General features: G+C 46.0%; 22 protein-coding genes and 2 pseudogenes. 14 read left to right on the top strand and 10 right to left on the bottom strand.

Features of this window, described 5'->3' with window-relative positions; genetic code table 11:
• Positions 1–103 precede the first annotated feature (103 nt).
• The 4 genes and pseudogenes from AC07KQ_RS02285 to AC07KQ_RS02300 all read left to right on the top strand — a co-directional run.
• A pseudogene (locus AC07KQ_RS02285) lies at positions 104–1,465 on the top strand (thiamine pyrophosphate-binding protein); the annotation flags it as partial.
• 57 nt (positions 1,466–1,522) lie between these two features.
• Entirely contained in the window at positions 1,523–1,798 is a 276-nt protein-coding gene (locus AC07KQ_RS02290; RefSeq protein ID WP_003566536.1) for a transposase, read from the top strand.
• On the top strand, positions 1,795–2,658 hold the full coding sequence (locus AC07KQ_RS02295) for an IS3 family transposase (protein ID WP_003663214.1): 864 nt from the start codon (positions 1,795–1,797) through the stop codon (positions 2,656–2,658). The genes AC07KQ_RS02290 and AC07KQ_RS02295 overlap by 4 nt, the downstream gene beginning before the upstream one ends.
• Before the next feature lie 185 nt (positions 2,659–2,843).
• A pseudogene (locus AC07KQ_RS02300) lies at positions 2,844–3,227 on the top strand (thiamine pyrophosphate-dependent enzyme); the annotation flags it as partial.
• An 84-nt stretch (positions 3,228–3,311) separates the two neighbouring features.
• Here the strand turns inward: AC07KQ_RS02300 and AC07KQ_RS02305 are convergent.
• On the bottom strand, positions 3,312–4,325 hold the full coding sequence (locus AC07KQ_RS02305; protein WP_013245429.1) for a serine hydrolase domain-containing protein: 1,014 nt from the start codon (positions 4,323–4,325) through the stop codon (positions 3,312–3,314).
• Between the two features lie 78 nt (positions 4,326–4,403).
• Positions 4,404–5,471 (bottom strand): mandelate racemase/muconate lactonizing enzyme family protein, encoded by a 1,068-nt coding sequence (locus tag AC07KQ_RS02310; RefSeq protein ID WP_003569022.1) that lies wholly within the window; start codon positions 5,469–5,471, stop codon positions 4,404–4,406.
• Between the two features lie 213 nt (positions 5,472–5,684).
• Here AC07KQ_RS02310 and AC07KQ_RS02315 point away from each other — a divergent pair, with 213 nt between their 5' ends.
• From AC07KQ_RS02315 to AC07KQ_RS02335, 5 genes are all read left to right on the top strand, one after another.
• On the top strand, positions 5,685–6,434 hold the full coding sequence (locus AC07KQ_RS02315) for a class I SAM-dependent methyltransferase (protein WP_013245430.1): 750 nt from the start codon (positions 5,685–5,687) through the stop codon (positions 6,432–6,434).
• A 29-nt stretch (positions 6,435–6,463) separates the two neighbouring features.
• Positions 6,464–7,216 (top strand): gamma-glutamyl-gamma-aminobutyrate hydrolase family protein, encoded by a 753-nt coding sequence (locus AC07KQ_RS02320; RefSeq protein ID WP_013245431.1) that lies wholly within the window; start codon positions 6,464–6,466, stop codon positions 7,214–7,216.
• Between the two features lie 327 nt (positions 7,217–7,543).
• Positions 7,544–8,887, top strand: coding sequence for a glutamine synthetase family protein (locus AC07KQ_RS02325; RefSeq protein WP_013245432.1), 1,344 nt, complete (start codon positions 7,544–7,546; stop codon positions 8,885–8,887).
• Between the two features lie 129 nt (positions 8,888–9,016).
• A complete protein-coding gene (locus tag AC07KQ_RS02330) occupies positions 9,017–10,144 on the top strand; it encodes an amidohydrolase family protein (RefSeq protein WP_013245433.1) in 1,128 nt (375 codons plus the stop codon).
• 246 nt (positions 10,145–10,390) lie between these two features.
• Positions 10,391–11,746 (top strand): APC family permease, encoded by a 1,356-nt coding sequence (locus tag AC07KQ_RS02335; RefSeq protein ID WP_003589893.1) that lies wholly within the window; start codon positions 10,391–10,393, stop codon positions 11,744–11,746.
• A 64-nt stretch (positions 11,747–11,810) separates the two neighbouring features.
• On the opposite strand, the gene AC07KQ_RS02340 is transcribed toward AC07KQ_RS02335, so the two are convergent.
• A complete protein-coding gene (locus AC07KQ_RS02340; RefSeq protein ID WP_003563458.1) occupies positions 11,811–12,239 on the bottom strand; it encodes a MerR family transcriptional regulator in 429 nt (142 codons plus the stop codon).
• 171 nt (positions 12,240–12,410) lie between these two features.
• Between AC07KQ_RS02340 and AC07KQ_RS02345 the strand changes: the two genes are divergently transcribed.
• Positions 12,411–13,277 (top strand): aldo/keto reductase, encoded by an 867-nt coding sequence (locus AC07KQ_RS02345; protein WP_013245435.1) that lies wholly within the window; start codon positions 12,411–12,413, stop codon positions 13,275–13,277.
• A gap of 121 nt (positions 13,278–13,398) precedes the next feature.
• Here the strand turns inward: AC07KQ_RS02345 and AC07KQ_RS02350 are convergent, their stop codons facing one another.
• Positions 13,399–14,421 carry a zinc-binding alcohol dehydrogenase family protein gene (locus AC07KQ_RS02350; protein ID WP_274991143.1) on the bottom strand — a complete coding sequence of 341 codons (1,023 nt, stop codon included), beginning with the start codon at positions 14,419–14,421 and terminating at the stop codon, positions 13,399–13,401.
• Between the two features lie 145 nt (positions 14,422–14,566).
• Here AC07KQ_RS02350 and AC07KQ_RS02355 point away from each other — a divergent pair, with 145 nt between their 5' ends.
• A complete protein-coding gene (locus AC07KQ_RS02355; protein WP_003563463.1) occupies positions 14,567–14,911 on the top strand; it encodes a winged helix-turn-helix transcriptional regulator in 345 nt (114 codons plus the stop codon).
• A gap of 63 nt (positions 14,912–14,974) precedes the next feature.
• Here the strand turns inward: AC07KQ_RS02355 and AC07KQ_RS02360 are convergent, their stop codons facing one another.
• The 5 genes from AC07KQ_RS02360 to AC07KQ_RS02380 are packed head-to-tail and all read right to left on the bottom strand — an operon-like array spanning position 14,975 to position 19,001.
• Positions 14,975–15,577: a DUF6198 family protein gene (locus AC07KQ_RS02360; protein WP_003563465.1), complete on the bottom strand. Its 603-nt coding sequence runs from the start codon at positions 15,575–15,577 to the stop codon at positions 14,975–14,977.
• The gene (locus AC07KQ_RS02365; protein WP_013245436.1) at positions 15,577–17,007 is read right to left on the bottom strand and encodes a glycoside hydrolase family 1 protein; all 1,431 of its coding nucleotides are present in this window, start codon (positions 17,005–17,007) and stop codon (positions 15,577–15,579) included. The genes AC07KQ_RS02360 and AC07KQ_RS02365 overlap by 1 nt, the downstream gene beginning before the upstream one ends.
• An 18-nt stretch (positions 17,008–17,025) precedes the next feature.
• Complete coding sequence (locus tag AC07KQ_RS02370; RefSeq protein WP_013245437.1) at positions 17,026–17,391, bottom strand: PTS sugar transporter subunit IIA; 366 nt, start codon at positions 17,389–17,391, stop codon at positions 17,026–17,028.
• Positions 17,392–17,427: 36 nt separating this feature from the next.
• The gene (locus tag AC07KQ_RS02375) at positions 17,428–18,666 is read right to left on the bottom strand and encodes a PTS sugar transporter subunit IIC (RefSeq protein WP_013245438.1); all 1,239 of its coding nucleotides are present in this window, start codon (positions 18,664–18,666) and stop codon (positions 17,428–17,430) included.
• Between the two features lie 23 nt (positions 18,667–18,689).
• On the bottom strand, positions 18,690–19,001 hold the full coding sequence (locus tag AC07KQ_RS02380) for a PTS sugar transporter subunit IIB (RefSeq protein WP_013245439.1): 312 nt from the start codon (positions 18,999–19,001) through the stop codon (positions 18,690–18,692).
• Between the two features lie 174 nt (positions 19,002–19,175).
• On the opposite strand from AC07KQ_RS02380, the gene AC07KQ_RS02385 reads away from it, so the two are divergent.
• Positions 19,176–21,086, top strand: a complete 1,911-nt coding sequence (locus tag AC07KQ_RS02385; RefSeq protein ID WP_013245440.1) for a BglG family transcription antiterminator — start codon at positions 19,176–19,178, stop codon at positions 21,084–21,086.
• Positions 21,087–21,211: 125 nt separating this feature from the next.
• Here the strand turns inward: AC07KQ_RS02385 and AC07KQ_RS02390 are convergent, their stop codons facing one another.
• Positions 21,212–21,796: a recombinase family protein gene (locus tag AC07KQ_RS02390; RefSeq protein ID WP_003573651.1), complete on the bottom strand. Its 585-nt coding sequence runs from the start codon at positions 21,794–21,796 to the stop codon at positions 21,212–21,214.
• Between the two features lie 258 nt (positions 21,797–22,054).
• Here AC07KQ_RS02390 and AC07KQ_RS02395 point away from each other — a divergent pair, with 258 nt between their 5' ends.
• Both AC07KQ_RS02395 and AC07KQ_RS02400 read left to right on the top strand, forming a co-directional pair.
• A complete protein-coding gene (locus tag AC07KQ_RS02395; RefSeq protein ID WP_013245441.1) occupies positions 22,055–24,784 on the top strand; it encodes a SpaA isopeptide-forming pilin-related protein in 2,730 nt (909 codons plus the stop codon).
• On the top strand, positions 24,777–25,493 hold the full coding sequence (locus AC07KQ_RS02400; protein WP_013245442.1) for a pilin N-terminal domain-containing protein: 717 nt from the start codon (positions 24,777–24,779) through the stop codon (positions 25,491–25,493). The genes AC07KQ_RS02395 and AC07KQ_RS02400 overlap by 8 nt, the downstream gene beginning before the upstream one ends.
• Positions 25,494–25,496 lie beyond the last annotated feature (3 nt).

Raw genomic sequence — 25,496 nt, forward strand, 5'->3', positions numbered from 1 at the left:
AGAGCAGTTGACCGTGCCGTTGAAAGAACTAAGGTGGAGTTGTCAATAAATTGATAACAATTGAGTTGTTTGCATGACGAAATGCGATAAAGGAGATTTTGATATGGCAACAAAAGCAGCAGATCAGTTAGTCAGTGTTTTGATGGATTGGCAAGTTAAACACGTTTTTGGATTGCCTGGTGATTCAATCGATACCACAGTTGATGCTTTACGACGACATCAGGATAAGATCAAGTTTGTGCAGGTGCGGCATGAGGAAGTCGCCGCTTTGTCCGCAGCGGCAACTGCTAAGTTAACAGGCGGTTTGGGTGTTTGTCTCTCCATTGGCGGCCCTGGCGCCATTCATCTATTAAATGGTTTGTATGATGCCAAAATGGATCATGTCCCGGTTCTGGCCCTTCTCGGTCAGGTGACGACGAGCAACATGAATGAAGGCTTTTTCCAAGAAGTGAATACACCGAAGCTTTTTGACGATGTGGCGGTTTATAACAAAACTGTCATGGCATCGGATAACTTAGGACAAATTGTCGATACGGCGATTCGCACAGCCTTTACAGAAAAAGGTGTGGCAGTTTTAACCATTCCAGATGATTTGCCAGCTCAAAAAGAAACTGCTAGTTATCAGGACAGCGCTGCTGCTTTTGCCTTGAATGTGCCGAAAGTTGATCCTAAACAGTTAGAGGACGTTGCTTCGATGCTGCAACAGGCACAAAAACCACTTGCGTTGATCGGTCGCGGTGCTGAGCATGGAGGTGCGTTGGTTCAAAAGTTTGTCGAGGCCAATCACATACCGTTTATTCAAACGATGCCAGCAAAAGGCACTATCGCCGATGATCATCCCAATAGTTTGGGTAATGTCGGTAAACTAGGTACGAAGCCGGCATATGAGGCGATGAAAGCGACTGATCTCCTCTTCATGATCGGGACGAATTATCCATATACGCCTTATTTGCCAGCCGAAGGTCAAGCTAAGTGCGTTCAAATCGACACGCGCCCAGAAAACTTGGGCAAACGTTATTCAGTTGATGTTGCTGTTGACGGCGACGTTGGCACCTTTTTCACCGAACTGAATGCGAAGGGCTCCTTGCGTGATGATGATCGTTTTCTGAAAGCTTGCCAGAAGAATATGAAGAGCTGGAATAAGTGGATGAGCGAAAAGCGCTTGCTGGCTACTAATCCGGCATCGCCTGAAGCAGTCTTCGCGACGATTGATCAAACCGCGCCAAAAGATGCGATTTACTCGATTGATGTCGGTACGTCCACATCATGGGGTGCCCGTTTCTTGAACGTTCAGCCAACGCAAAAGTATACAATTTCCGCATGGCTGGGAACCATGGGCTGTGGCTTGCCAGGCGCGATTGCGGGTGCTGAGGCTTTTCCAAAGCGGCAAAATATCAGTGTCGCAGGGGATGGTGCCTTCGCGATGGTCATGCAAGACTTTGTCACAGCAGTCAAGTGGCTCCTATGCTGTAATTACGGACAAAAATAGTTTGTGCGATAATTGACAGATGAGGAATATTTTATGACCAATACAGCTATTCGCTACACCCCCGAATTTAAGCAAACCTTGATTGATCTTCATGAAAAAGGACACTCATTCAAAGAACTACATGAAGAATACGGTCCTTCCTTAGACACTATTCGCAAATGGGTTCAGGCGGCCACTGTCATTGCCATTGATCATCAAGGTACTGCTGTGACCAACGAACAGTTCAAGCAACTTCAAAAAGAAAATCGCCGTTTGAGGGAAGAACTCGATATTTTAAAACGAGCGGCGGTGTTGCTGGCAAAGCGTTGATTCATAGCGGCCGAAAGGCCGCTCTTTTTATGATTCAAGATCAATTGAGCCGGGGGCACCGCATCACAGTTATTCTCCGAGCGTTACGGATCCCTTCGAGTACCTACTATGACTGGTTAAGGTGGCATCCTAAGTCACGAAATCGCCGCCGAATTAAGCTTAAAGAGCTGGTTCAGGTTCTTTGGCAACGTCGAAAGTTTTACGGATACGTGCGGATTGCTAAACGTATTCGTAAATTACTTAAATGCCGCTTAAGTGACCGCACGATTTGGAAAGTCATGCGTGAATTGGGGATTCAATCGACAATGTATCGTAAACGCTCTAAAAAGCCTACCACAACCACTGACATGCCACAAAAACCTAATTTAATGCGACACCTAGCTGACTTGTCTGAGGTCGTGACCACCGATATCACCTATATTCAACTGATCAACCAAAACTGGGTTTACCTTGCAACAGCGTATGATCCAAAAGCGAGAAAAGTCTTAGCTTGGCAAGTGGGTCAACAGATGACACAAGACCTCGCGGTCGCACCGATTCAAGCGTTAATTCACCAAGGTTATACTTTTAAGATGGTTCATAGCGATATGGGTAGTCAATATACCAGTCGTTTGTTTGAGACAACCTTGACAGATGCGCACCTGCGTCACTCATATTCTCGCAAAGGCAAACCGGCTGATAACGGGCGGATTGAGGCCTACCATTCGCTATTGAAACGAGAATGGGTCCGGTTGGAGCAGATCAACTATGAATCAATTTTAGACGTCACTGAATCCATTGCTCGTTACAACACCTTCTACAATCATGATCGCGAGACCAACGGTCGCGGTGCTTGCAAAAGAAAGTCAGCAGCTGCATAAGTAACCGTTCAATAGGCGCACAGCCCTGGGGAAAGCACCAGATGTCAGGGCTTGTTTGTCGTACCTATGGCACGTTAAACAAGATTAAACGCTGATAAAAGATCTGATAATGCGTGAATTTAAGTGACAACCATACGCATTCGGCAGAACCGTACAATTTTTGTCCGGGCCATTGACATTCTTGCCAGTACAAGTTGCCGATCATCATGGTTGTCATGAATAATCAGAAGTTGGCATTTATTGAATATGAGCAGCAAAGTGCCGGCCAGTTGAACTATGAAATTGATTTGGCTGATATGGACTATGCCAAAATTGCTGAAGCAGCGGGCGGCATTGGCTACACCGCTCGCAGCAATGACGAATTCAAAAATGCATTAGCCAAGGCATACAAAGAGACCGATAAACCGGTTCTGATCAATACCTACGTCCAAGACGATGCACCGCTTCCAGGCAAAATCGTTGGTGATGAAGCAAAGGGTTACATGAAGTACGGTTCCGAATATCTTGAGAATTATTGGAAGATTCCGTCCATGCCGCCATTGAAGGATATTATGCGGCAATTCTTCTAATTTTCGATTAGCTTGTATCAAAAATAAATGGCTTCAATAAAAAATCCCCACTCCGAGTCACGTCCGAAGTGAGGATTTTTTTACTTAGAGGGTCTCCCGCCAAGCCGCCATCTCTGTTTGCCATGTCTTGCGAGCCTCATCGCCAGGGGACATGTTGTTAAGTGTCACTTGCGCCAGCTGCTTGTCGAACGAAACATCGAAATAGGTCCAATAGCCGAAAACGTGACCGGCATGGCTGAACCAATTTGGCGTTTTCGAATGCATCCACCCCATACCGTAGAAGTCGTGGGTGAGGGTCAGTGCCTCGTGCCAATCTTTTTCAGACAGAATATCGTGGCGCAACACGGCCTGCGCCCATTTGGCAAGATCGGTTAAGGAGCTGACAACGGCCCCGTCCCCACCTTGGTAGGCACCTCGGCCAAGCACGACAGGTTTACCAGCCGTAACGTCTAGGTCATCATAACTGTTGGCCTCAGCATATTGTGTCCCAAGTCGTGTCTGAGTCATCGCCAGCGGTTCAAAGAAATGTTCCTCAAAAAAGCGTGCTAACGAATCGCCAGTAATTTTTGAGATGATGAAACCAAGCAATAAGTAATTACTGTTGGAGTAAACGCCTTTTTCACCCGGTGTAAAATCCAGTGGATGTTGATTTAGCAACGAAATGACCTCGGTAATCTCATCGCCATGACCAAGATCTTCCAAAATAGGGTAGCTAAGATGAGATTCACTGGCACCAGGCATGCGTTTGGCATAATCAGTTAGTAAAAGCTCGGTGTAATCAGGAATGCCACTGGCCATATTCAACATCTGACGCAAGGTGACTTGATCGGCATAGCGATAGTTCGGCACATAATCTACTAAGGACGCCTCTATGTCGAGCTTGTCAGCCGCGTTCAGGAGCAACACGCTATCAGCGGTGAATTGTTTACTTAGCGAACCTAAGCCACTAGTTGTTTGAAGGGTAAACGGCCGTTTCATTGAAAAATCGGCGGCACCATTTTGCCAACTTGAAAGTATTTCAGTCGAATTCACGATGATGGTCGCCCCATTGAGATGGTACTTTTCATTAATCTTTTGATAGCCTTGCCAATCAGTCAATTGATTTCCTCCTAACCGCGCCAGCTCAGGCTCTTAAACGCGTTCACCAGCCCAGAAACCGGGCTGGTGAACGCTCTCTTAAAGTCGGACGTCAACGCCGAGGCCTGGTCGATCTGATAAGGTTAAGGTCGGACCGTCTGCGGTGAAGCCGCCGCTAAGCCAGTCAGTTTCTGCCAGCAACATGAAACTGTCGATATCGCCGTAGTGCACATTCTCGTGTGCGGCGATGAAGTGAGCGGATGCGGCTGTTCCTAGGCGAGTTTCGGCATTGCAACCGACCATGCAAGGTACGCCGGCAGCTGCGGCAGTCGCGTCAATCGCCGCGGCGCCGAACAGCCCGCCCGATTTAGCCAGCTTGATGTTGATCAAATCGGCGGCGTTCAGGCGAATAGCATCGGCGGCATCATGGGCGTTGTGGATACTTTCATCAAGCATCAAGGCAACGGGTGACTGCGCGCGTAACAAAGGTAGAGACAGCAACTGCCAATCAGGCACCGGCTGTTCTATGGCAATTAAATTGGGGGCCCTGAGTTGGGCTGCAATTCTTAACGTTTGCGATACAGTCCAAGCTTGATTAGCATCCACTTTTACCGAGATGGTGGGGCCGACTGCAGCACACACCGCGTTAATGGCGGCGATATCGGCGGCTTCGTTGTCCCCAGCTTTTAACTTTAATGCCGTGAAACCAGCGGCCACATATGTCCGCGCTGAAGCCACCATTTGAGCCGGAGTGCCAATCGGAATCGTGATATCCGTGGTGACGATATGGCTATGACCACCAAGCAGTTGCCATAGTGGCAAGCTGGCTGCTTTACCTAAAATGTCGCTACAGGCGGTGTCAATCCCACATTTTAATGCTGTATGACCAGCCATCACGACATCCATGCGTGCATGCACCTGTTCAAGATTGCGCGGATCGCAGCCAGTTAAAGCATTGACGAAAACTGGCAGAGCAGCTTGTTCGGTTTCATTGGTTTCGCCATTTACCGGTGCGTAAGGCGAGGCTTCACCATAGCCGGTGACGCCATCATCAGTCTCGATTTTGATGATCAGTGTGGTGATGTCCCGCAACTCGCCCAAGGCTAACTTAAAAGGCGTTTTAAGTTTTACCTGCCGAGGGAACGCCGTGATTGCTGTGATTTCCATCGCTTACTCCTTCATTTTAGACGTGGTGTCTGTACCTGAACCTGACAGACAAACATTCAAAAAGTATGAAGCAACTGTAGCATCGCTTGCCACCGAATTCAAATCAAAATCTCATTTTGCCAATCTGTTTGTTTTGCGTCATATGCATAATGGTTGCACATGCTAGCGGTGACTGCGATGATGGACTTATATTCTTAGAAGGAGCGTTATGTCATGTCAGATATATACGATGATCCCGCATTTTTTAAAGCATACAGCGAGATGGATCGGTCCAAAAAGGGACTAGCAGGTGCCGGTGAGTGGCATGAATTAAAAACAGTTCTGCCAGATTTTTCTGGTAAACGGATATTGGATTTAGGCTGTGGCTATGGTTGGCATTGCCGCTATGCTGCTGAGCATGGCGCCAAAAGTGTCCTCGGCATTGATACCTCCGCTAAAATGTTGGCTGAGGCAGCAGCAAAGACGACCGACCAGCGGATCACTTATCGCCGGATGGACATGCAGGCGATTGATCAATTGCCGGATCAGTTTGACATTATCTTGAGCTCGCTGGCCATTCACTACATTGAGGATTACGCCCAGCTTGTGAAAAAAATCAGTGATAAGCTGCCAGTTGGCGGTCATTTTGTCATGTCGGTTGAACATCCAATTTTTACAGCCCAAGGCAAAGAAGAGTGGGTCACGGATGATCAAGGGCACAACCTTTACTGGCCCGTTGATCGCTATTTCGATGAAAGCCAGCGGAAGACTGATTTTCTGGGGCACCAGATTAAAAAATACCATCGCACTTTGACGACTTATCTCAATACCTTGCTCGATCATCAGTTACGGTTGAATCGCGTGATTGAGCCGACACCGACAGATGAAATGGTTAAAACCATTCCGGGGATGGCAGATGAATTGCGACGGCCGATGATGCTCATTGTGGCGACTACCAAAACGGCGTATACTCATGAAAAATAAATCCTAAGTAGAATAGAAGGAAATAAATCGTGAAGCCAAAAATTGGGATTCCCACAGATGAATTGATCGAAGTTAACCCAGTGATGCCAAACAACCATCCTGCCTATGCGCCGCATGATGTAAAAGAGGCTTTTATTAAACTTGATGCTTTGCCGCTGATCATTGCGTTTCCTGATGATGTCAGCCAGACTGAGCAGCTTGCGCAAGATTATGTGCAGCTGATTGATGGTCTCATGTTGCCTGGTGGTCCGGATGTTGATCCCACATTCTATGGGGAAGAACCGCATCCCAAGATTGGCATGACGCTTTATCAGAAAGATCTTTTCGAAATTGCATTGATCAAAGCGGCACTGGCGGCAAATAAACCGATTTTTGGTATCTGCCGTGGCATTCAGATCATGAATGTGGCGATGGGCGGTACGTTGTATCAGGATTTGGAAAGTCAATACCCTGATTTGAAAATTCAGCATCCCCAAGCCACACTGGGCCAATTTGCGACCCACCATGTTGATTTGACACCTGATAGCCGATTGGCTGCCTTGTATGGGAAGGCCACGATTAAAGTGAACTCGCGGCATCATCAGGCAGTTAAAACTGTCGGCAAGGGCATGCGGGTGACAGCGGTGGCTCCTGATGGCGTTGTTGAGGGGATGGAGTCAATCGACAATGATCTTTTTCTCGGGGTGCAATGGCATCCAGAAAACATGTGGCAACAAGAAGATCCGCAACAATTAGTGGTTTTTCAAGACTTTTTGGATCGGATTGCTACACATCAAAAATAAGGATGTTACGATTAGCTCGAATAACAGAACAAGCACCTGATCAGCTCAAAAATTCTTTGAGATTGGTCGGGTGCTTGTTTTATTTCGATGAAGGCCTTGGTGCTTCATGATTGTCGATAGTTTTTCGGGACAAGGATATGGTAGCTGCTGTAAAACCTGCCAAATTAGTGACGCTATTTGCAAATTCCCCCGCGATAATTTTTAGACAATCTTTCCTTTTATTTAAAATCATGTAACATTAGGGCCGAACGATACATATGTAACGGTGTTTTTTAACCGGGTGTATCTGAATAATTGGCGAGGGCATTCTAAGAGGAGGAAATCAACATGGGCGATGAAGCCGTCATCGAGCAGCTGACAGAGAAGCAAACTGAGCTGATCGAGTTTCTGTATGTGGATTATAACGGGTTAACGCGTGGTAAGGTGATTCCGCTTGCCAGCTTGAAGGCCAAGCTGGCTGATGGGATTGGGTTGACCAAAGCAACCTTGAATGTCAGTGAACGTGATACGATTTTGCCGGTGGCGGACATGACGCCTATTGGCGAACTGCGCCTTGTTGGTGATCCGGCGTCGGCACATGTCCTACCCTATATGCCGCAAGTCGCCACCTTAATGGGGGATATTTACAATCTTGATAAAACCCCGTACGCATCTGATCCGCGGTCCATTTTGAAAAAAGTCGTCAAGCAGCTTGCTGATGCTGGCTTCACGGTCAAAATGGCCTATGAAAATGAATTCGAGTTATTTACTGGAGATAAAGATCATCGCGAACCGGCAATGCCACATGTCGCCTTTTCCACCGAGTCCATGGATTTTGCGTATCCATTCATTCTGAAGGCGATCGATCAACTGCAAAAAGTCGGCATTATGCCGAACGCTTATTACCCAGAAGGTGGCATTGGTCAGCATGAGCTGAGCATGTTGCCGAGTGATCCGGTGACCGCTGCGGACAATGAGGTGATTTACAAACGGATCATCAAAAATACCGCGAAGGCTTTTGACCTATATGCCTCATTCGCGCCAAAGCCGCTAGTTGATTCGGCCGGGTCAGGGGCACACATTCACTTGTCACTTTGGCAAGATAAAGAAGATGCTTTCTTTGATGACAAGGCAGCGAGGCAACTATCCACGATTGGGCAGTATTTTGTCGGCGGTGTTTTGAAACATATTCAAGGTTTGCTGGCATTGACCTGTCCATCGGCTAATTCATATCAGCGCTTGGCACCTGGTCATTGGAGCAGTGCATATGCCACATATGGTCAAGACAATCGTGAGGCGGCAATTCGCATTCCGTCAACCAGTTGGGGTGATCCGGCCAGCTCGATGAACATCGAACTCAAGGCAAGTGATGCGACTGCTAATCCTTATTTGGCTTTTGCTGGTTTGCTGGCGGCAGGACTTGACGGCATCACAAATCACATGCAACCGGATGGCTATTGCGATGTTGATCCAGCCAGCCTCAGTCAAGCTGAGCGCGATGCCAAAGGGATTCAGCTTCTGCCACGCACACTGAGCCAAGCGGTTGACGCTTTTGAGGCAGATTCGCTATTCCAGCAAGTATTTGGCAAGCAATTGGTCGATGCCTACGCGAAAATCAAGCGCGAGGACGATCAGTATTATGCCAAATTGGCATTGGAAAAAATTGCTGCCTTGCATCGCGAATTGTATTAAACTATTTTGACATGATCGTTGTCATGAAGGCTGGCAGCGATCACGTTGTATGAAGGCACTTCGCTTTAAAACTTCTAGGAAAGCGTGAGCTGGTCATTGCACCAGCAAACGTGTGAAGGAGGAAGTATTTTGGACGACTTATCTGAATTTGTCGACCAAGTCCCATTGTTGGATCATCATTGCCATTTTTTGATTGACGGCAAGGTACCGAATCGTGACGACCGGCTCACACAGGTATCAACGGAAGCAGACAAAGATTATCCGCTTGCCGATACCAAAAATCGACTGGCTTATCACGGCTTTTTAGCCTTGGCTAAGGAGTTTGCGCTTGACGCAAACAATCCATTAGCGGCCATGAATGATCCCGGCTATGCGCCCTACAACCATCGGATTTTCGGCCATTTTCACTTCAAGGAGCTACTTATTGACACTGGGTTTGTGCCGGATGATCCGATTCTTAATCTTGATCAGACGGCAGAGCTCGTTGGTATACCAGTGAAGGCGATCTATCGGCTTGAAACGCACGCCGAAGACTTCATGCTGGAACATGATAGTTTTGCGGCTTGGTGGCAGGCGTTCAGTAACGATGTGAAGCAGGCCAAGGTCCACGGGTTCGTTGGGTTCAAATCCATTGCTGCTTATCGGGTTGGACTGCACCTTGAACCGGTCAACGTGATTGAGGCGGCGGCTGGATTCGATACGTGGAAGCATTCAGGCGAAAAGAGACTGACTTCCAAGCCGTTGATTGATTACATGTTGTATCACGTTGCGCCGCTCATAATCGCGCAAGATATGCCGTTGCAATTTCATGTTGGTTACGGTGATGCTGATACCGATATGTATCTTGGCAATCCGCTGCTCATGCGCGACTACTTGAACGCTTTTACCAAAAAAGGCTTGAAAGTGGTGCTGTTACATTGTTATCCATACCATCGCGAAGCCGGATATCTTGCCAGCGTGTTTCCGAATCTGTACTTTGATATTTCACTGTTGGATAACTTAGGGCCAAGTGGGGCCAGTCGGGTTTTCAATGAAGCTGTCGAATTGGCACCATATACGCGCATCCTATTTGCCTCCGACGCCAGCACCTACCCAGAAATGTACGGGTTGGCAGCACGGCAGTTCAAGCAAGCCTTGGTGGCACATTTTAACCAATTGCCATTCGTTGACCTCGCCCAGAAAAAGGCATGGATCAACGCCATTTGCTGGCAAACCAGTGCCAAGCTCTATCATCAAGAGCGTGAACTGAGCGTCTAGAAACCAGAGCATAAGTGGCCTTAAGCCTAAATGGCCGGGTTTTGGCCATTTAGGCTTAAGGCCGCTTATGTGGAGGTTTCTGCGCAAGTGAACGCGTTTAAAAGAGAGCGTGATTCAGCCCGGTTAGAAACCGGAGCATAAGTGGGCACAAGTGCGATGGCCGTTCTTTGGCCATTGTGCTTGTGGTCCTTATGTGGAGGTTTCTGGGCTGGAGAACGCGTTTAAAGAGGAGTTCCTTCACTAATCATGCAAAAACGTAAAAAATTAACCTTACTCGAGGTATTCGGTCTCTCGATAGCCATGGTTGCCCCAACTGGCGCCATGTCCTTCAACACGGCAAGTGCCGCCGCCAATGCGGGCATCAATATGCCCATTGCTTTCTTGCTTGGTGGGATCGGCGTGTTATTCGTTGCGATTTCTTTTGTCGAACTTGGCAAGCGCATTCCCGGTGATGGGTCAGCCTATGCTTATAATGCCAAGGCGCTTGGCGAAAAGGCGGGCTTCATTTCCGGCTGGCTGCTCGTGTTGACGTATGTGACCTTTGTTTTCAGTTCGGGCGCCATTGTCGGCAATTTTGCTGACGTATTTTTAAGTCATTTTGGTATTCATTTACCAGTCAACTTGTACAACATCATTGTGCTGCTGCTTGGCGGCTGGCTTAGCCATAAAGGCATCGAATTCTCGACAAGGCTAACGCTGGTGCTTGAGCTGTTGGCGGTTTTGGTGCTAAGTGTCCTGACTGTCGTGATCATTTTCTCAGGTGGTCGCAGCGGCAATTCAGTTCAGCCGTTTATTCCACAACCGCATATGGCGACCGGCCTTGGTATGGGCATGGTATTTGCTTTGATGTCTTTTGCCGGCTTTGAAGGCTCGGCGACGATTGCGCCACGGGCCACCCATCCGCGCAAGGCAATTAGTATTGCTTTGCTGGGTGCCGTTAGCTTTGCAGCAATTTTCTATTTTCTTGTCAGTTACGCCGAAGTCATCGGTTTTGGTTCCGCCCACATCGGCGATCTTGCGAAAAGTACCGCGCCAATGAACTTTCTTGCGACCCACTATCTAGGCACGAACGCCGCAATTTTCATGGACTTTGCGGCGATGGTTAGTTATTTTGCCTGCTACTTCGGTGCGCTCAATGCCGGCGCTTTCATGCTGGAAGCTTTAGGCAAAAGTGGCTATCTGCATCCTTGGCTGGCAGAACTATCAGGTGACAAGCAGACCCCGACGCACGCGCTGGATGGCATCACTGGCTTAGCGTTAATCGTTTATGCGATTTTTGCAATCGGCTTAGGTGTGAGCGCGAGCGACATGTACAACTGGTTCGGAACGATTGGCATGCTCGGCTTGCTAACGGTTTACGTGCTGGTCAACATTGGCGCCATTGTTTACTTCCGCAAAGACAAGGGGCGATCAATGTTTAAACATGTGTTGGCACCAGTCATCGGCATTCTCGTGCTCATTTACCCAATTTACACCAGTCTTTGGCCGATTCCAGCATTCCCGATGAACACCTTCCCATACATCGCGATCATCTGGTTCCTGATCGGTCTATGGGTCGCAACCAAGCGGCGCAATGTTGAAACGAGTTTAGAAGATTTTTAAAGTTATGACCCAAAAAAGCTCACCATTTTTGATGGTGGGCTTTTTGATTGAACGTAGGTTGCGACTATCGGTCGGTCGCTACAACTTGCGAATGTCTAATGCCGGCCTTGACATACTTCTCCGTACCATCAGCCACGGCTTGGCGATAGTAACCTTGCTTGTACTCGATTTTATCGAGGGTTCGTTGTAGGTCAGCCATTTGGGCGAGCACCGTGACGTGTAACTGGTCAAAAAAGTCACGGCGTTTCTTTAAGGTTGTATCGCCTTCAAGATTCCACTGCATGAACGTTTTGATATCCTTGATCGACATACCTGCTGTTTTCAGACACTCGATCATTTCGAGAGCGCCAAGATTCTGGTCATCAAAACAACGGGCACCAGAAGCGTCTTTTTTGAGTTCAGGGATGAGTCCTTCCTTGTCGTAGTAACGAATGGTGGGGATCGATAGCTTTGTCATCGTGGCAACTTCACCAATTGAATAAGATTTGGACATATGATGACCTCCAATTTTTTAAATAATCGCTTGACCTAAAGCTAACTTTAGGGGTTAGGGTGAGTGTAGCACTTGATCAAGCGTAAGGAAAATCCACTCGGTCACGAACGTTTGGTAGTGATGAGTGGGATGAAAGATCAAGGCAGTATTATTTGTCGAGGAGGGACTATTATGTTAGAAGCAACTTATACATTAGCAAATGGCGTACAGATTCCTAAAATCGGGTTTGGCACTTGGATGATTGATGTCGATGCTGATGCTGCGAAAGCTGTTCATGAAGCCATTGACGCCGGTTATCGCCATATTGATACCGCGGAGGCATACGGTAATGAAGTCGGTGTTGGTGAAGGTGTGCGTGCGTCTGGGATCGATCGCAAAGACATTTTTGTGAATACAAAACTGGCTGCCGAAATCAAAAACCATGATGAAGCGGTAAAAGCGATTGATGACTCATTGCAGAAGCTGAACTTGGACTACATTGACATGATGATTATTCATGCACCGAAACCCTGGGCTAAGTACGATGAACCCAATCGTTATTTTGAGGGCAATTTAGAAGCGTGGCGCGCCTTGGAGGAGGCATACAAAGCAGGCAAACTCCGCGCAATCGGCGTTTCTAACTTTGACCCGACTGATTTGGAAAATATCATCAAGCATGCCAAAATCGCGCCAATGGTGGATCAAGTTTTGGCCCACATCACGCAGACGCCATTCAAAACGATTGATTATGCTAAGGCGCACAACATTTTGGTTGAAGCTTACTCACCATTTGGTCATGGCGAAATGTTCAAAAACACCGCAATTCAAGCCATGGCTGCTAAGCACCACGTTTCGGTTGCTCAGCTTGGTATGCGGTATCTATTGCAACTGGGCCTGCTACCATTGCCAAAAACGGTCAACCCAGAACATATGAAGGCGAATGCTGATGTCGATTTTTCAATTGACGATGCTGACATGACCACACTCAAGCAGATGAAGCCGTTGACGGATTATGGCCAGTTTCAGAACTTTCCAGTGTATAGTGATCGTTTGAGTTAGTGCCGACACACTGCTGGTAATATCAGAAAATTGATACGACAAAATGAGGTGCTGATAAAAAGCGCCTCATTTTTGCTATCCTTGTGGGGATTTATCAAAACTGCTCAGTTGATTGCCGATATTAAGCCCAAGGCCCATTAACCACGACTTTACCAATCATATGCCCTGACTCAACCAAGGCATGGTCTTGACGCAGATTTTCGGCATTCAATGGCTGCAGGGTTTTGGTTAGCGTGCATTTAATAGTACCGTCATCAAGCAGCTTAGACACCTGGTCGAGAATGTGACCTTGTGAGGCAAGGTCATAACCATACCAAGACTTAGAAAACATCCATTCCCAGGCGAACGTCGCTCGTTTTTTAGTGAGTTTCTGCAAGTCAATGCCGCGCCGATTTTCGGTAATCGCTGCAACCCAGCCATCAGGACGAATCATCTCCGCGATCTCGTTCCAATGGTCATCAAGATGGGAGAGATTTAAAATATAATCGACGTTCTTGAAACCAGCCGTTTTTAACTGTGGTGGCAATGGCTGCCGATGATTGAGAACGAAATCGGCACCGTGGTCCTTGATCCATTTTTGCGAATCAGGCCGTGAAGCAGTGGCGAGTACCTGCAGGCCGGCCCAATGTGCAAGCTGCGTCGCGACTGAACCGACCCCACCGGAGCCATTGATGATTAGAATGGTGTGCTCAGCGTTCGTGGCTCGATCATGCAGTGGTATGTGCAACTTTTCGAATAAAGCTTCCCAAGCGGTTAAACTGGTTAATGGCATTGCGGCGGCTTGCGGATCACTTAAAGATGCCGGGGCATGCCCGACAATGCGTTCATCAACTAGCTGATATTCAGCATCACTGCCAGACCGCTTGTAACTGCCAGCGTAAAAGACGCGATCACCAATCTTAAAGCGGGTGACATCGCGACCAATACCGGCAACGGTTCCGACTGCGTCCCAGCCGATCACTTTTGGATGAGCTAAGCGACCATGACCAGCGCCGCGCGTACCGGTATCGACAGGATTGACTGAGACAGCATGAACGTTAATCAAAAGATCATGGCCCTCAGGTGTTGGTGTCGGTAACGTTATATTTTCAAGACTATGTTCATCAGTAATCGGCAAATGCTGGGTGAATCCAATTGCTTTCATGACGAGACTTCCTTTCAATGACTTAAGCTTCACCTTGTATGTTAACTGGAAGGCACTATCATAGTAAGTGAACAAATTGTAAGTGAAAACGATGTGGAAGTCAGCTTCTGCATCAGCAAATGTGTTTTTAAGGGAAGTCTTATTGATGTCACGAGAAATTTACGATTGTGCTGCAGGCTGTCCCGTCCAAAATACGGTTGACGTGATTGCCGGTAAATGGAAGAGCGTCATTCTCTATCATCTTTTTCAAGGCGATGCGACTCGGTTCAGTACACTCAACAAAGCCATTCCATCTATTACCGAGCGCATGCTGGCATTACAGTTGGCGCAACTCGAGGCCGATAATATTATTGTCAAGAAAGCTGGTTATGCAGACGGACGGGCTACAGAATACCAATTAACCGCACTAGGCCAGACCCTAGCACCTGTCATTCAGGCTATGGCAGCTTGGGGTGAAGCATATAAAGTGCGGCGAAAAGCATTAGTTTAATTAAGAATAGTCTTTATGACGGCAAAAAACTCGCAGCCAGACACTGCGAGTTTTTTTGTTTAGTCATTCATTAAGTACCCGTGAAAATTTAAGTTCACAGAATGCCAGCGTTCTTTTGAAGACTGTGCCAATCAAGAGAATACCGATGATCGGTCCGATCATGATTTTGCCGCCAAGCAACATGCCACTCAAAAAACAGACAAGATCCATCCCCATACGTGTCTTAGCAACATCAATGGCACATTTTTCCGCTAGGGCCAAGCTTAAAGCAATATACCCTTCTTTACCGGTACTGGCTGCTGCGGCGATGCCGGAGCCGATGGCGATTAAGACAACCCCCAAGACTAGCATGCTGACACGTATGCCCATTTGGCTATCGACTAAAAGATAACGAATAACAAGATCGGTGACAAGACTGGTAACGATTGGATTGATAACCGTTCCTAATCCTAAGTGGCGACGATTGATCCCAGCCACCAAACCGATGCATGCGACGGTTACCACGAGTGAGGCTTGGCCGACTGTAATGGCTAATCTGGTTGCGATGCCTTCCCAAAGAACGCCTAACGCATCCGCGCCAAGTCCAGTCGTGACACACGTGCCCACACCAAGACCGACGATGGCGGCACCAATGGCAGCAATGATTTGTCGTTTGATTGCTGTCATCAACTGAGATCAGTACCATTTGAGGCGATTACTTTTTTGTACCAGTTGAAGGAATCTTTCTTAATGCGCTGGCATGTCTTAGGATCGTCATCGGTTCGATCAACATAAATCAAGCCGTAACGTTTGTTGTAGCCATTGCTTGTAGAAAGCAAATCTAAAGCCGACCATGGCATGTAGCCTAAAACCTGCACACCGAGACCCATGGCGCGTTGCGTGGCGGCAATATGCTCGCGTAAGTAAGCAATCCGATAGTCATCATGCACTTTGCCATCACTTGTGAGCTCATCGCGTGCACCTAGCCCGTTTTCGGTAATCATGAACGGGATGCGGTAGCGAGTATGAAGATCGCGATAGACAATCTCCAACCCAATGGGATCAATGGCCCAGTCCCAATCAGTTGTCCGCAGTTCGGGATTAGGACACATTTGGTAAAAACCAGGATGCGTTTCAAATCCTGACATGTCACCTTTTTTGCCAGTTAAGTTATACCCTGACCAAGCATGATCAGCACCTTCAGGACAAGCGTGAGCGCACTGACTGTCATAATAGTTGACAGCAAGAAAATCGGAGATATTTTGTGAAAAGAGGGTTTCATCGTCGTCAAAGATTTCGGGTGCCAACTGATGTTGCTTCAAATAATTGAAGGCAGCATCGGTGTAATAACCTTTAAAATACACGTCAAGATAATAGAAATTTCGGAGGTCGTTGGCATTCAAGGCCGCCAGCTGATCCTCAGGCTTGCAGGTGCGAGCGTAAACTGGCGCGTAGCCTAATGCTGGGCCTGCCAAACCACCGACCTCGTGGATATATTTCACGGCTAATGCCTGGGCGAGGTTCATATGATGATTGATCTGATAACGCAATTGGTTTTGACTTTGATATTTTTCCGGCACATAACACTTCTGGGTCCAATATTGGACAATGATGCTCTGTTCATTGATTGTGATCCAGTACTTCACATCATTTTTGAACTCATTGACCACAAACTTGGCAAAATAGCCGAAGTCTTCGACAACCTCGCGAGATAACCAGCCTTCATATTTTTCAACCAAAGCCCAAGGCAGGTCGTAATGATACAAAGTAGGGATGGGCTCGATATCGTTTGCTTTGAGTTCAGCAATCAAATCGCGATAAAATTGTAAACCTTCTTCGTTAACCTGATGATCGCCTTTTGGAAAAATCCGCGACCAAGCAATCGAAAAACGATAGCTAGTAAAACCCATTTCTTTAAATAAACGGATATCTTCTTTGAAGTGGTGATAGTGGTCACTAGCGATGCTTGTATCGGCAAAGCCAAACTTTTCAGATCGGTTATTGTTAATAAAATCTTGTTGCGAAAGGCCCTTGCCGTGGGTGATCGCGGCACCTTCGACTTGGTAGGCACTTGTTGAAGCACCCCAAAGGAAATTCTCTGGAAAACGCTGTTTCATGTGGTCACACTCCTTTAATCAGATAGATGATGGCTGGTTCGACGAAACGGCATCGGTCAACACAACTTCAAAAAGTTCAATCATATTCTGCGTCATGCTGATTTCACTGGCAATGGTCATAAGATGATCTTGCGCATGCGTAAATAGCAGCGATGGCTCATAGTGCTGTCCTGCAGCTTCGTTTTGAATAATCTCTGTTTGTGCTTGATGGGCCAGGGTTATTTCTTTCTTTGCAGAAGCCAGTGCTTGGCGAGCTGCTGTTAATTGCTTATTTTTGGCAAGTTGAACCGCTTCGAGTGCTTTGTTGCGACCGTTGCCTGCATAAATGATAATTTGCATGGCAACGGGAATGAGAGGACTCTCGTTGGTGTCTTTTTGCGTCATCACTTTTCTCCTTGTCATAGTCCGATATGCGAATGATTAAACTGCCGGTTGTAACTGATTTTCTTCTTGGAGGACTTCCCGTTCGTAAACTTTGAAAAATGGATACCATGTTGCTAGATAAACGACAAAAAGCAGTACGTACCAGATGATGGCGCGAAAATCTTGCAAAATAATAACACTAGAAATTGGTGCGGGAATCTGCGCAACTTGCATCAAACTAGCCGGAATATTCAGTAAGCCGCCTCGCATGACCGCCCAAATGACACAACTGCCGATAATTGAATTGAGCCACATTGGGATCATCAGTATAGGATTCATGACAACGGGGGTACTGAAGACAATTGGCTCGTTAATATTGAATAGCGATGGGCCAAGGCAGATTCTGCCGATGGTTTTCAATTTGGTGCTTCTTGAGAAACACATCAGGAGATTCAAGGTTAAAGTTGCACCAGTCCCACCCATCATAATGAGCCCAAGGCTATAAACGGTTTCGTTGGTGACAATGTTGACGGGGTTGCCACCATTTTTAACCGCCAAAGCGTTTGCCGCGATGCCTGCAATGAAGATAGGGTTCTGCAAAGCTGTCCATAACCAAGTTGAGATACCCATAGAGTAGAAAAAGGCAGGAATCAAAACCAACAGAATCAAGCCGGGAAGTGATTGGCCAAAATTTTGAATTGGCTCAAAAAGATTCAAAATAACTTGGAAGACGTCAATCTTGAAGGCGAAGATGAAGGTCGCAAACAAAGCGAGACTGATAAAAATGGGGATGATGTTGTTAATCCAATTAGCCACGAAATCTGGCAACGAGCTATTTTTTAGAAAATTCAGCTTGCTGTAGAAGTGGAAGATGACGCCAATGGCAACGCCGAATAGAACGCCAATCAGGATGCCTGTCGGGCCAACCCTACCTAAATCGTAGACACCTTGTTTCTCGCCGATTGGATGAAGTGTCATCATCAAAACGCAGATTGACACGATTCCTGCTGTGGTGGCGTATTGTGGATGTCGAAACTTTTCCATGAATTGATGACCAACCATGAAAGCCGCAACCAAACCAATCATGCCGAATGAATAATTGGAGATATTCGTTAAGTCAGGCAACTGCGGAATATAGGAACGAAAAACGTTGTAGAAGAAGACCACTGATCCAGTTAAAATAAAAGGAATGAGATTCTGCATCGCACTTGAAAGTGCAGCGATAGCAGGCATTTGGGTGAACTTTTTGGCTTTAGGGGCAAAAACGTTAGCCAACCAATCCATGAATATTTTCATTATTTTCCTCCCGGCAGCCTTCTTTACTCTGCCAGCCGATTTGCAAAAGCAATGAGGCCAGCGCCATCGAGACTGCCGTAGATGTCTTGCGGAATGACGTCGACGACAACATTGAAAGGTTCGGCCTGTTTCGCGAGTTCATCTTTTAACGAGGCGTAATGCGGGCCAAGTAATAAAATGTCGATATCTTGAAAATACTGACCAATTTCACTTTCACTTTTCGCTTCAATGGAGACAACCTGCCCTTTCTTTTGTGCTGCCTTGCGAGCACGCTGAGCAAGAAATCCGCTTGACATGCCAGCACCGCAGCATAACATGATATTAACTGCTTTCATTTTGAACACTCCTTTCTTGTGACTTTATTATCGCGAATGAGGAGAAATCGGCTCAACTAAAAAAATGCACCGTGACAGTGCAAATGGTTGACGAATTGTTAGCGGTTGCGTGCAAGCAATAGGCTTTTTTGAATTTTGGGAAAACTGGTTATAAAAAGACCGGAAGGGAGCAAGATGCTAAATAACAACCAGCAACGGCTATTGCAACTGTTATTCGAATCCAATCAACCACTGACGGCTAATCAGTTATCAGAGAAGCTCGGTTGTTCAGTGCGAACTGCCAAAACTTATGTTGCGCAGATTAATCGATTAGCGGCGGAGCCACTGATTCTATCGTCACGACAAGGTTACGTGGCTTTAAAAACTAAGGCTAAACAATTATTAATTTCAACAAACAATGCAAGTGATATCCCACAAACCTTTCGTGATCGTGCTTTTTACATCATCAAACAAAGCATGATTCATAAGGCGCAATTGGATGTCTTTGACTTGGAGGAAAGCTTATTTGTTAGCTATGGAACTTTAAAAAATGACATTCAAAAGATCAATCAGATGTTTTCGAAATCTGGCGTTAGGGTAGTCATTCGCGATAATAAAATTCAGGTTATCGGAAATGAAAAAGCCAAACGCCGACTGATTTCGCATTTCATTATGGAGGAAGCACCTCATCATTTCGTTGATCGATCCTTGCTCACACAAAACTTTAATCGTACCGATGTTGAACAGATCGAGCAAATTATCAAAGAAGAATTAGCGTCATCAACATTAAAACTCAATGATTATGCATTGATAAATCTCATGATGCATTTATTGATTATGATTCAATCCTTGCATCACGACGATACATTGCTATCCCGCGATGCCTATAGTTCATGGCTAAACACGTATGATGCGGCTATTGTCACGAAAATTATTAAACGTATTGAGAACGTTTTTAACCTTATTTTTAATAAACATGAGCGTGAAGAGATCCACATGTTGTTTCATGCTAATGTTGACCATTTACCGCTAAGTGATCGTGACAAGTTAACCACAACTGTTGGTGACAACATTGTGCGAGCGATGAGCTCATTATTTGCAGAAGTCCAACACATATTTGGGATTGATCTAGATAACGATTATTTCGTCTTTCCGTTTAGCTTGCATCTCAACAAATTATTTTCTCGTGCCATGCAGGGATCCAGTCTGAACAGTCCGCTAACCGAATCTTTAAAGCAGGATTTTCCGGTAGTTTTTGAGCTGGCAGTTTTTGTTTCTTTTCGGCTTAGTCAATTGCTGCACATTCCAATCACGGAAGGCGAACGAGCATATATTGCACTGCATATTGGTGCTGAATTAGATCGCCAAAAGCAACACTCAAAAAAAATCAGAACAGCTATTTTTTCACCGAACTATATGAATTTGAACACGCAACTGTATCAGCATGTTTCTAAGCAATTTGAGCATGATTTGAATGTTGTTGCCTTGGTGAATGACCCTTCTGAGCTTGATAAGCTCGATGTTTCGCTGCTTATCACGACAGTACCTCAGGCTTCATCGATGGCTTATCGAGTCGTGACAATTTCGCCTTTCATGACGAGTAAAGAGAAAAGCACCATCATGGCGACAATTGAGGAACATCGTCGTAACGTACAAAGGGATTTTTTAAGACGCTATTTTGATATCTACTTCGGTGAGCAATTCTTCTTTACATTGCAGCCAATCATGCAACGGGATCAAGTTGTGACCTTGATGTGTGATCAACTGGAGCGCCGCCATATTGTGTCTCCAAGTTTTCGGCAGCATGTTTTTGAACGTGAAGAAGCGGCTGGTACTGCTTTTGGGACAGTCGCTTTGCCACATTCTGTGTACATGGAAGCAAGGCAGACAACTTTTAGTGTCGGCATAGCGAAAAACTCAATTCGTTGGGGAGAGCGACGTGTCAATATTGTCGTTCTTGCAGCTATTAGTCAAAATGATCAACAGCGCTTTATGCGTTTGTATGAAGCCTTAATCACGATGTTCAGTGAGCCGCAAGTGGCGACTGCGCTTGCACGCGTTAGGAATTTTGAACAATTTAAAAATGTCGTCAAAACAAACATGTGAGGTGGCTTATTGTCCTAGTTTTTATAACATGATGTGTCAGCATACTGAGCCTAAATTAAAAAGTGGTTGACCACATTAGCAACAAGCTAATGTGGTCAACCACTTTTTAATTTTAGCGCTAAGAATCACATTTCGGCCACAGAACAATGCTCCGTACTTAAATCTCGAATTCTGCGTTTAAGAGTAGCCGTGCTAATGCCGGTTTCTTTGGAAATTTGTTGATACGTCTTACCGTGCATATGTGCATCGAAAGCTTTCCTAATTTGTTGGTCACTATAAAGCTTTTTGCGACCTTCATGGTAATTGGGATTATGTGCTCGAGCGTATTTTTTCCCTTCTTGTGTCCGACTAATAATCAGGTCTCGTTCAAATTGGGCGAAAGCCGAGAAAACGGTGAATATCAGTTTGCCGGTCGGTGTCTCGTCAATGAGACCAACATTCAGGATGTGTATCCCAACATGATGATCAAACAATGTCTGCATGACATCCAATGCTTCACGCGTATTCCGCGCAAAGCGATCTAACTTTGTCACGACCAAGATATCACCAAACTGTAACTTAGATAATAACTGTTTAAAAACCGGCCGACCCGTGGTCGTGCCGGTGTATTTTTCCTGATAAATTTCATCGACACCTGCTCTACGCAGTTCTTCTATTTGTGACTCAAGACGCTGGCCTTCAGTGCTGACGCGTGCATAGCCGTATCTCATCAAAACACTCCTATCATCAAGGCCGAATTGTATCACAACTTGAAAGATTAGAGCCGAAAGCAAGAACTCCCAAAATTATAGCATAAAAATGTTTTATGGAAACAATTAGAATTAAATAACTATCGGTATTTATCGTTGAGGTTGTTTCTTATTTGTTATTAAGTGGACAAAAAGACTGGCTCTTAAGTGTCGAGTTGTAAGCGCAAGAACAATTGCAATGTCAGTGGCTAAAAGTTCACCTGAGAGGAGGGTAAAAATGTGACGAAGATGACAGCTAAAGTGGCGATAACTGGGCATTTGTTCGCGGTCTTATTGATTTTGATGAGCATGTTAACAGGCTTAGTGACAAGTGGCAGTTCAGTTGTGACAGCCGCTGCTAACATTCGCCCAACCTATCAAACCGATGCTAATGGTACCTATCCGACAAATTCGTGGCAGGTCACGGGACAACAAAATGTAATCAATCAACGTGGCGGGGATCAAGTTTCAGGGTGGGATAACAATACAATATGGAATGGTGATGCGACTGATACCACGAATTCTTACCTGAAATTTGGTGACCCCAATAATCCGGATTATCAGATTCGAAAATATGCTAAAGAGACGAATACCCCCGGATTGTACGACGTTTATTTGAACGTCAAAGGCAATACACAGCAAAATGTGAAGCCTGTAGATATTGTCTTAGTTGTTGATATGTCTGGGTCAATGGAGTCAAAAAATAATGGCGGCACAGATCGAGCTGGTGCCGTTCGTACTGGCGTTAAGAATTTCTTGACTTCTATTCAAAACGCCGGTCTGGGTGATTACGTCAATGTTGGCTTAATTGGTTTTTCTAGTCCCGGCTATATCGGTGGCGGCAATAAAACCACTGGACCGGGTTATATTCGCGTTGGATTAGGCAAAGCAGGGAATATCAGTCAGCAACAAGCGATTAATAGCGCATTGAGCCCAACTTTTAATGGTGGTACGTATACGCAGATTGGTTTGCGGCAAGGATCGGCCATGCTGAATACGGACACCAGTGGCAATAAAAAGATGATGATTTTATTAACAGATGGTGTGCCGACTTTTTCTGATAAGGTAAAAAATTCAGTGGTGGAAAACGGCACATTGTATGGCACTAACTTTGGAACTACCAGAGATGAACCCGGCTATACCGCAGAACTTAAAAATCCGTACATCGATAGTTCAGGTGATTATATATATGATACTTGGCCAGCAACATTAGGTGAGGCTAAGAAGGCAAAAGATAGCGGTAATGAGGTGCACGCTTTAGGCATTCAACTGGCTGGCGACGATGGCTACCGGTCCGAAGGCTACATGTCAGACGAAGATGTGCGTCAAAATATGGAACTTATTCCCACTTCACCAGATCTATACGAAGATGCCGATAGTGCCGATGCCGTTGAGGCTTATTTGAATAATCAGGCAAAGGACATTGTCAAAAACTTTAATACTATCATTGACGGCACGATCACAGACCCGATTGGTACGCAATTTCAATATGCGAACAATCAGGCGACCGTTACGAGTGTCGGCAAGCAAACTGTGCCAGCAAGTGAGTTGCCAAGTGCGGCGATCCAAGATGGTCAATTGACGGTGAATCACATGAACTTGGGTCAGGATCAGGAAGTTCAAATCCATTATCAAGTACGGATCAAAACAGAGGATGCTGGCTTCAAGCCTGATTTTTGGTACCAAATGAATGGTGAAACATTGTTGACACCAAAAGCGGGCGCTGCCGCTGTTGACTTTGGGATTCCTTCAGGCAGGGCACCAGCAACTACAGTTTATGTGCAGAAGCAATGGCGTCAGTTAAGCAATCAATCGTTACCGGATACGCTCAACGTCACGGTGCAGCGAAAAGTGGCTGGCGGTTCGCTTGATCCAAATTGGCAACAGACCTTAGTCCTTAAAAAAGCTGATAACTGGAAAGCTAGCTTTACGGCACCTGCGTATAACAATCAGGGTCAAAGTTTTTCATATGTCGTTAAGAGTGAAGATGCCTCGGGAATTGATTTGAGTTCGTTTATCAGTTCCCAAAATATGGATCAGCAAACAGCAACGTTGACTTTGACAAATCAGCAGTATGGTTTTCAATTTCAGAAAAAAACAACCGATGGTACTGATTTATCAGCAGATCAGTTGAAGGCCATGCAGTTTAACTTAACCCAGTACAGCGATAACAGTTTTCAGCAGGCATCCAAAACCAACGCCATCACGTCAACGGATCTGCAGGCACTAGCGCCGGGGTATTACGGTATTCAGGAAGCTGCAGCACCTACAGGTTATCAACTTGATGGGACAACGTATCTTTTTCAGCTAACGTCTGATGGGCAATGGCAATACCATGGCACAAAGGACAATGTGACATCAGGGAGTGTTATTAATGGCCAGCAGACTTTGAATCCTGTTGGTGATAAGTCAGATGATTTTACGGTGACCGGGGATCACCAGCAAATTCTGACGCTAACGAAATATGATGAACCAAAGCCATCCATGACTTTGCGGGTCATCAAACAGGATAATCAAAGCCAATATCTTGCAGGTGCAGCGTTCACCCTGCAACCAAGTGCTGGCGAAGCTGAGACGATAACATCATCGGCGACATCTGAGGGACAAGCGTTTGCGACAAAATTAATTGCAGATGGTACCTATACGATGTCAGAAACAAAAGCACCAGATGGCTATCAAAGCAATCCTGCAAAGATTGCCATTCAGGTAGCTACGACTGGTAAAGAGGCAACCGTCACGATTGACGGTGAGGCATTGAAGCCGGGCGAAAGTAAGAACGGATACACATTAGCGATTGATGGCAGCACGATCACTTTGCAGGCGATTAATCAGCCACTTGCAATTTTGCCGCATACAGGTGGTCAGGGCTATCAGCGATTGCTTGGTATCGCACTGGGATTGATCAGCGTAGCGTTCCTTTTATTACTGGTTGTTTTGATAAAGCGACGGGTGGTGAAGCAACATGACTAAATCCTTCCGTCCGTTAGTGATTTTGACCTTTTGCTTGGCACTACTAGTCAGTTTGGCAACGACAACGTTGCAGCAGACACAGGCGGTAACTGTGCCGACCACTGTTGATGTTGTGTTGCATAAGCTGTTGTTTAAAGATACCTTGCCAACTCAACAAGCAAATAACGGGACAACAAAACCCGACTTTTCGCAGGCAGATGTACCGTTAAACGGTGTGACGTTCACAGTTTATGACGTGACCGCTGACTTTTGGCAGCTTGTCTCCAAAAATGGCGGTGCGATTGAAGCAGCACAAACGACGTTGAGTCAAGATAGCTATCAGCCTGCTAGCTCCAGCCTTATCGCACAGGTTGTGACGGCTGGTCAGGGAGAAGCGTACTTTGGCGATTTACCACTCCGACAGGGGCAGCATGCTGCGGTTTATCTTTTTAAAGAAACGGCGGCACCTAAGAATATTGAAGCCAGTCAGAATCTTGTGGTTGTCATGTCAAGCAACCTTCAACATGGGAATCAATCACGCATTGATTTATTTCCTAAGAACAAAATGGTAAGTCGTCACACCGACGCCCCAAAAAAGGTTCCAAAGAAAACACGTCAATTGTTGCCACAAACGGGTGATACAGTTGCAGCTTGGCTTTCAACGCTCGGGTTGATAATTTTCGCGACAGTACTTGCTTTTAACATGAAAAAACAAAAAATTGATAATTAGGGA

The sequence above is a fragment of the Lacticaseibacillus sp. YLM2-1 genome, assembly GCF_056583465.1.

Coding starts and splice junctions, on each gene's coding strand:
- AC07KQ_RS02290 (WP_003566536.1), top strand. CDS start 1,523: ATGACCAATACAGCTATTCGCTACACCCCCGAATTTAAGCAAACCTTG.
- AC07KQ_RS02310 (WP_003569022.1), bottom strand. CDS start 5,471: ATGGAAATCACAGCAATCACGGCGTTCCCTCGGCAGGTAAAACTTAAA.
- AC07KQ_RS02315 (WP_013245430.1), top strand. CDS start 5,685: ATGTCAGATATATACGATGATCCCGCATTTTTTAAAGCATACAGCGAG.
- AC07KQ_RS02325 (WP_013245432.1), top strand. CDS start 7,544: ATGGGCGATGAAGCCGTCATCGAGCAGCTGACAGAGAAGCAAACTGAG.
- AC07KQ_RS02335 (WP_003589893.1), top strand. CDS start 10,391: ATGCAAAAACGTAAAAAATTAACCTTACTCGAGGTATTCGGTCTCTCG.
- AC07KQ_RS02340 (WP_003563458.1), bottom strand. CDS start 12,239: ATGTCCAAATCTTATTCAATTGGTGAAGTTGCCACGATGACAAAGCTA.
- AC07KQ_RS02345 (WP_013245435.1), top strand. CDS start 12,411: ATGTTAGAAGCAACTTATACATTAGCAAATGGCGTACAGATTCCTAAA.
- AC07KQ_RS02350 (WP_274991143.1), bottom strand. CDS start 14,421: ATGAAAGCAATTGGATTCACCCAGCATTTGCCGATTACTGATGAACAT.
- AC07KQ_RS02355 (WP_003563463.1), top strand. CDS start 14,567: ATGTCACGAGAAATTTACGATTGTGCTGCAGGCTGTCCCGTCCAAAAT.
- AC07KQ_RS02360 (WP_003563465.1), bottom strand. CDS start 15,577: ATGACAGCAATCAAACGACAAATCATTGCTGCCATTGGTGCCGCCATC.
- AC07KQ_RS02365 (WP_013245436.1), bottom strand. CDS start 17,007: ATGAAACAGCGTTTTCCAGAGAATTTCCTTTGGGGTGCTTCAACAAGT.
- AC07KQ_RS02370 (WP_013245437.1), bottom strand. CDS start 17,391: ATGACGCAAAAAGACACCAACGAGAGTCCTCTCATTCCCGTTGCCATG.
- AC07KQ_RS02375 (WP_013245438.1), bottom strand. CDS start 18,666: ATGAAAATATTCATGGATTGGTTGGCTAACGTTTTTGCCCCTAAAGCC.
- AC07KQ_RS02380 (WP_013245439.1), bottom strand. CDS start 19,001: ATGAAAGCAGTTAATATCATGTTATGCTGCGGTGCTGGCATGTCAAGC.
- AC07KQ_RS02385 (WP_013245440.1), top strand. CDS start 19,176: ATGCTAAATAACAACCAGCAACGGCTATTGCAACTGTTATTCGAATCC.
- AC07KQ_RS02390 (WP_003573651.1), bottom strand. CDS start 21,796: ATGAGATACGGCTATGCACGCGTCAGCACTGAAGGCCAGCGTCTTGAG.
- AC07KQ_RS02400 (WP_013245442.1), top strand. CDS start 24,777: ATGACTAAATCCTTCCGTCCGTTAGTGATTTTGACCTTTTGCTTGGCA.